The sequence below is a fragment of the Myxococcus sp. XM-1-1-1 genome, from assembly GCF_020037095.1.
Lineage (GTDB): Bacteria > Myxococcota > Myxococcia > Myxococcales > Myxococcaceae > Myxococcus > Myxococcus fulvus.
In genome coordinates this window covers 83,021-89,883 of record NZ_JAIQDH010000034.1, presented here as the reverse complement: position 1 = coordinate 89,883, position 6,863 = coordinate 83,021, and the positions used below count along the sequence as shown (strand labels likewise).

Genomic DNA, 6,863 nt, shown 5'->3' with positions numbered 1-6,863 from the left:
GGAGCCGGCGTGCCTCGCGCGGAGGGACGCTCATCCGTGATGGAGGGTGTACGCCCGGAGGGACGCTCGGGTTCAGGCGCGGGCATACCCCGCGCAGAGGGACGCTCGGGTTCGGGCGCGAGAGTGCCTCGGACGGAGGGACGTTCGGAATCCACCCCCGCGCGCCCGTTGGGGCGCTCCGCGTCGGGGAGTGGCGTGCCGCGAACCGAGGGGGGCTCGGAGTCAGTTGTCGCGCCCGCGCGCCCCGCGGGACGCTCCGGATCCGGTACGGGCGCACCACGAACCGACGGACGCTCTGAGTCGACTCGCGTCGATCCGCGGTCTCCGTCGGGTGAGCCCTTCGTCTGCGGAGTGAGCGGCGCCATCCGACGCGACGGTGTCTCGACCCGTGCGGACGTGCTCCGACTCGCGAGCACCGAGCGCGCGGGGATGATCGGAGTCGGTGCCGGTGCGTCGTCCTCCGCTCGCGAGGCGAGAGGGCTGCGAACAATGGGCGTGGGCGAGGGCGGCTCGTCGAACGGCAGCGGCGCGGGCGCCTTGACGATGGGCGTGGGCGAGGGCGGCTCGTCGAACGGCAGCGGCGCCGGCGCCCGGACCACCGGCGTCGGCGAGGGCGGCTCCTCCCGCGTCGAATGGCGGCCGTTGGAATACGGCGCCCCGTCCCGCGCCAACCCGCCCCGGTCATCCCTCAACGAGGCCGGCATGCGGATGATGGGCGTGGGGGACGGCGGCTCATCCATCGGAAGCGGAGCCGGCGCGCGAACCACGGGCGTCGGCGACGGAGGCTCCTCGGCGCGCTCATCACGGGCCTCCTTCCCGCCCGGTTCCTCGCGCGACTCGTCGGGGAACCTCGCCGATTGTGACTCCACGGGCGTCGGCGCCGGTGGCTCATCGCCAAGCCGGGGCGTCCCATGCGGCGGGACCTTCGACAGCCGCTCCTCCGTCGCGTCCTCCTCGCGTGCATCCTCGCGACGAGGTGAGGCTTCAGGCGCGTCCTGCTCCGGCTCCTCGGGCTCCGTCGTGCGACGGGGCGTGACCGGTGTCGGATCCGGAGGGATGCCCTGCGCCGTCACCGGCGTGGGCTCGGAAGTCGTCGGGGCAGAGGTCGACGAAGCTGCGCTCGGAGTCGACGTCTGCGCGGCGCGCTCACGCAGCGGCAGCCCCATGACGACGGGAGGCTCGATGGGTCGCGCGTCCGGCTCCGTCTTGATGAGCCGCGTATCGAACCCGTCCTCGAGCACCATCCCCATCACCACGGGGGGCTCCTCGGCGGCCACCTCGGACGGGGGCTCGGCGGGCTTCTCCTCGACGGGGTCTCGCTTCGCCGGCTGCGGAATCTTGATGCGCCCGCTGTCGGGCGGCAGCAGCGACGCGAGCCGGCTGGTCGGCGTGCCCGTCACCATCGTCGCCGCGGGCAGGTCATCCTCGCTCCGGCCCGACACGGGGACCGAGCGCTTGTCCAACAGCGAGTCGTAGATATCCAGCAGCTGCCCGCGGATGACCCCCGCGTCGAGCGCCGACTCGGCGTGCTCCCGCGCCCGCTGCCCCAGCTCGATTCGCCGAGGAACGTCGCGCGCCAGCTCGACGATGCGGGCGGCCATCGCCTGGCTGTCGCCGACGGGGAAGAACACCGCCGCGTCCGCCGGGATGAGCTCGCGGCACACCGGCAGGTCGGCGGCGATGATGGGTCGGCCCGCGGCGCAGTACTCGGACACCTTCGCCAGCGGTCCGCCCTGCAGCCGGTTGCGCTCCACATCGTCGAGCGCCAGCACCCCCACGTCCGCCAGCGCCAGCACCTTCGCCACGTCGTCGTGGTGCACCGGCGGCTGGAACTCCACCTGGTCCTTCAGGCCGAGCTCCTTCACCAGCTCGTCCAGGTGCGGCTGCCAGTCCGGGTGCTGCGCGCCCACGAGCGTCAGCCGCACCTCCACCTGCTTCGCCGCCAGCGCCACCGCGCGCAGCAGCGTGGGCAGCCCCTGCCAGCCCACGTGACTGCCCAGGTACATCAGCCGCAGCGGCTCCCCATCCGGAGCGCCCAGCACGTCGGGCGAGAAGGGCCCCAGGTCCACGGGGGCGCGCACGACACGGATCAGGTCCTCGCTCGCGCCGAGGGACTGGATGTACGAGCGCGTCGTCTCGGAGCCGGTGATGATGCGGTCCGCGTTCATCAGGCAGAACAGCTCCTGCCTGCGGACCTTCGACAGGAAGCGCCGGTCGCCCTCCGTCTGCGGGTGCGTGTAGCGCAGCTCCTGGGACGGGAAGGTCTGCGCCTCGTAGATGAGGCGGTAGCCGTAGTCCCCCTTGAGCTCGCACAACGCGTAGCCCCCGAAGGGGTCCGTGAAGTGGGCGAGCGCATAGTCCTCGCTCTCGAGCTGGCGCCGGACGGCCCGCTCGAAGGCCTGGATTCGCGAGGCGAGGTCCCCCGAGCCTACCGGCACGCGCAGCAGCCGAGCGCCCTGGTACTTCTCGATATGGGAGTGGTCAGGCGTCTTCGCCGATAGCACCACCACAGAGAAGCGGTCGGGCAACGCCTTGAGGTACTCGGTCAAACGGCGTGACGAGCCGGATGGGCCGGGGATGACGTCGAAGCTGCACAGGAGCAGTCTGGGCAGGTCGCTCAAAGCGGGGGCAGAATACCCAGCCGCCTCGTGGGTGTCATCGGTTGATGAGAAGCTGAGGGGGTCGGGCGACGAACACAAGCAATGCTGGCACGTTGACCCTCCAGTGCCAGCGACCTAAAGGCGAACGGTGCCTATGGACGACCTCAAGAGCGTCACCGTCGGCTCCCTGCGAGAGCTGGCTCGGAAGCACCTGGGGAGCGGATACAGCAAGCTCAAGAAGGAAGAGTTGATCGCCGCCCTGGCCGCCTTCGTGCCCGCGCTGGCGAAGCTCGCCCGGCTGGCGGGCATCAGGATTCCCGGGAAGAAGGCCGCCGCGAAGAAGGCCCCGGCTGAAAAAACTCCGGTCCCGGCGAAAATCGCGACCCGACCCGCTCCGCCGGTGAAGACCGCCGCGGCCAAGGCTCCAGCGCCGGCGTCCAAGACCGCCAGGGCCCGGCCCCCCGCGAAGGCGGCGCCCCCGGTGAAGACCGCCGCGTCGAAGGCCCCGGCCGTGTCCGCCAAGGCCGAGGCCCCGGCGTCTCGCGGTGGCGCCACGAAGGACGCGCTGGCCTCGAAGCGGGCGACTCGGGCGTCCCCGGTGACGGTGGCGAAGGCGCCCGCCGAGTCGAAGCCGAAGCCAGGTCGTTCCCGGGCGGAGGAGCCCTCGGAGCAGGGGAGGGTGTCCGCACCCAAGCGCGTGGCCGCGAAGCGCGCCTCCGAGAAGCCCGGCAGTCCTCCCTCGGCGCGGCCCGCGCAGGTGGTGAACTTTCCGCCCAAGCCTCGAGCGCCTCGTGAACCCGCGAGGGCGGAGGCCGAGGGCTCGGCACCCACGCCTTCGGCGCCGATGGACGCCCCCGAGTCATCCCAGGCGACGCCGCCCGCACCTGCTCCCGTCGAGCAGCATCGCGCGGAGCCGGTCATCGAAGGCTTCTTCGTCGCCCGTGTCGCCGGCGAGAGCGAGGCCCGACGTCATCACCTCCAGGAGAAGGTCGAGCACCCGCCCGTGTCCGCGGAGCGAGGCGAGGGACATACCGCCGCGCGGGATGCGCTGCCCTCCGAGTACCAGGACGACACGGTGTTGCTGCTCGCGAGAGACCCGAACACGCTCTTCGCGCTCTGGGACTTCAGCGCCGCGACGCGGACGCGCGCGATGCGTGACCTCGACTCCCCTCGCGCCGTGCTGCGGGTCTTCGACGGAGACGCGCTCGTGCGCGAGCTCGACTGCGTGCTCGAGACGCGCGGTTACTACATCCACGGGCTGCCCTCCGGACGTCTGTACCGCATCGAGGCGCACTTCCTCGGGCGCGATGGTCGTTCGCGTAGAATCGGTGGTTCCAGCAACCGGGTTGCACTTCCTCCGGCGGGCGTGTCGACCGACACCTCCGTGCGGTTCATGCGTCGCCCGGTCCCCGTGGAGCCCGAGGCGCCTCCCGTTCCCAGGCGCCAGGTGCCTCCGGTGGAGGAGCGCGAGTACGTCACGTGGCATCGCGTGGAGCTGCCAGGAAGCGCGGGGATGAAGGACATCTCCGTCGTCCACCGCGAGCGCTTCGACGTCGAGGGTGTGCTTCCAGGTGAATCCTCGGGCCCGCACCTCGCCGGCATCGGACGCGCGCCGGGAGCCTCGGATCAGCGTTACGTCGCCTCGCAGCGCTACCTCGAAGCCCAGGCTCGGATGGCCGGGGCCTCGGACATGCGCTACGCGGAGCAGCCGCCCCTCGCGCCTCCCGCGCCGCGCACGCTCGTGTATCTCGAAGTGGGGCCGCCGCGGGCTCCGGGGGCTTCGGACCAGCGATATCAATCGCCCTCGGTGGGTAGGCTCGAAGGCGCCCGTCCACCCGTCGAAGGTCCTCGCCCCACGTATGCGTATCTGGAGGTCGGTCGAGCTCCTGGCGCATCGGACATGCGCTACGTCGACGTCGCGGGTGGCACCGCGCCACCGTCGCCGTCCGACCGGAGATACTTCGAATCGCCCCCGCGTGCTCCGGGCGCATCGGACATGCGGTACTTCGATGCCTCCGCGCAGGTTCCGGGGGCGTCTGGCTGGCGCTATCTGGAGTCACCTCCGAGAGCCTCGGGTGCATCGGATTGGGCCTACAGCGACGCCGCGGGCTGGCAGTACCTCGTGTCACCTCCACGCGCGCTGACCAGCTCGGACTTCATGCCCCTCGCGTCGCCCGTGGTCGTTGCGGGGCCGCGTCATGGCGATGTGGCGGCGTCCCGCCACGTCGAGCCCAGCCCGCGAGCCTTCGAGGCCTCGGACCTGCGCTATGGGGACACGTCCTCGCGCGAGGGCCCGGACCTTCACCAGGGCCCTGGGGTGTCTGGTGCGGCCACACCGGCGAACAGCGAGGCGCCACGAGGTACCCGAGAGCTCCCCGGCGCAGGGACGCCCACCTCGCCGGAGTCCGGCTACTTCGAGGCACGCCCACGAGAGACTCGCGAGCCCGCGCCGCCGCGACACGACGAGCCCGCGTCGGTCATCCCCGTGTCGGGCTTCTTCGACGCGCCTCCCGGGTCGTCGGACGCCAGGGACCGCGCCGCCCCCGAGCGCGTCCTGGAGGTCAGGAGTCCTCCACCCGCTGTCTCGAACGAGCCCTCGCATCGGAAGCCGCCCTCGGGCGGCGGCCGCTCGTGAACCTCCACGGACCTCCCGACCGACCATGAGCCTGGGCTCCCTTTCTCTCGTCCTCCACGCGCACCTGCCGTTCGTCCGTCATCCCGAGCACGAGGACTTCCTCGAGGAGGACTGGCTCTACGAGGCCATCTCCGAGACCTACCTCCCGCTGCTGCTCGCGTTCGACTCCCTGGCGGAGGATGGAGTCCCGTTCCGCCTGGCGATGACGCTGTCGCCCACGCTCGTCACCATGCTGCGCGACGAGCTGTTGATGAAGCGCTACGAGAGGAAGCTCGAGCAGCTGTGTGAGCTGGGCGAGCGCGAGGTCCATCGCACGAGGACCGACGCCACCTTCGGTCCCCTGGCGCGCTTCCATCGCGACCACTTCGAGTCGCTGCGCCGCGCCTTCCATGACCGCTACCGAGGAGACCTCGTCTCCGCGTTCCGCCGACTCCAGGACGCGGGCCACCTGGACATCCTCACGTGCAACGCGACCCACGGCTTCCTGCCACTGATGCAGCAGGTGCCCGAGGCCGTGCGCGCGCAGGTGTCGGTCGCCGCAAACCACTACCGGCAGAACTTCGGGAAGGACCCCGCGGGCATCTGGCTGGCCGAGTGCGGCTACTTCCCGGGCCTGGAGCGCGTGCTCGCCGCCGAGCGCATCCGGTACTTCTTCGTCGACACGCACGGCCTCACGGACGCCACGCCGCGCCCGCTCCACGGGCCCTACGCGCCCATCTTCACCGAGGCCGGCGTCGCCGCGTACGCGAGAGACCCCGAGAGCAGTCAGCAGGTCTGGAGCTCCGAGTACGGCTACCCCGGCGACCCCGAGTACCGCGAGTTCTACCGGGACATCGGCTGGGACCTGGAGCTGGACTACATCCGCCCGTACATCCAACCCACGGGGGACCGGAAGAACACGGGCTTCAAGTACTACCGCATCACCGGCAAGACGAACGACAAGCAGCCCTATGACCCCGCGCGCGCCCGCGCACGCGCCGAGGTCCACGCCGGCAACTTCCTCTTCAACCGGCAGCGGCAGCTCGAGTACCTCGCCTCGCGGCTCGGGGGCCGCAAGCCCGTGGTGGTGGCCCCGTACGACGCGGAGCTCTTCGGCCACTGGTGGTTCGAGGGGCCGTGGTTCCTCGAGTCCTTCATCCGTCAGGCCGCGCGCGCCCGGTCCACCTTCGACCTGGTGACGCCGGCGGACGACCTGCGAGACCACCCCGAGAACCAGGTGGCCACGCCGCCGATGTCCTCGTGGGGTGCGGGCGGCTACGCGCACATGTGGCTGGATGACAGCAACGACTGGGTCTACCGCCACCTGAACCACTGCGCTCGGAAGATGGTGGAGCTGGCCCGGGACTTCCCGGAGGCCACCGATTCGCAGCGCCGCGCGCTCAACCAGGCCGCTCGCGAGCTGCTGCTCGCCCAGAGCTCCGACTGGGCCTTCATCATGAAGACGGGCACCATGGTGGACTACGCCAAGCGCCGCACCCAGGAGCACGTGCGCCACTTCCTCCGCCTGCACGACGAGCTCCGCGCGGGTACCCTGGACGAGCCCTGGCTCACCGGGCTGGAGACGCGCGACAACGTCTTCCCGGAGCTGGACTACCGCCTCTACCAGCCCGGCTGACACCACGTTCCGC

General features: G+C 71.2%; 3 protein-coding genes. 2 read left to right on the top strand and 1 reads right to left on the bottom strand.

The window, feature by feature from the left end; all coding sequences use genetic code 11:
* Positions 1 to 2,621 (bottom strand): glycosyltransferase family 4 protein (locus K8640_RS39355; RefSeq protein WP_223751780.1); only part of this gene is annotated, 2,621 nt, incomplete at its 3' end.
* Positions 2,622 to 2,754: 133 nt separating this feature from the next.
* Between K8640_RS39355 and K8640_RS39350 the strand changes: the two genes are divergently transcribed.
* Together K8640_RS39350 and K8640_RS39345 are read left to right on the top strand one after the other, a co-directional pair.
* Entirely contained in the window at positions 2,755 to 5,235 is a 2,481-nt protein-coding gene (locus K8640_RS39350; RefSeq protein ID WP_223751779.1) for a DUF4912 domain-containing protein, read from the top strand.
* Positions 5,236 to 5,260: 25 nt separating this feature from the next.
* Positions 5,261 to 6,850, top strand: a complete 1,590-nt coding sequence (locus K8640_RS39345) for a glycoside hydrolase family 57 protein (RefSeq protein WP_223751778.1) — start codon at positions 5,261 to 5,263, stop codon at positions 6,848 to 6,850.
* Positions 6,851 to 6,863 lie beyond the last annotated feature (13 nt).

Bases quoted from the DNA above. Each gene is read 5' to 3' on its own strand.
- K8640_RS39350 (WP_223751779.1), top strand. From the start codon at position 2,755: ATGGACGACCTCAAGAGCGTCACCGTCGGCTCCCTGCGAGAGCTGGCT.
- K8640_RS39345 (WP_223751778.1), top strand. From the start codon at position 5,261: ATGAGCCTGGGCTCCCTTTCTCTCGTCCTCCACGCGCACCTGCCGTTC.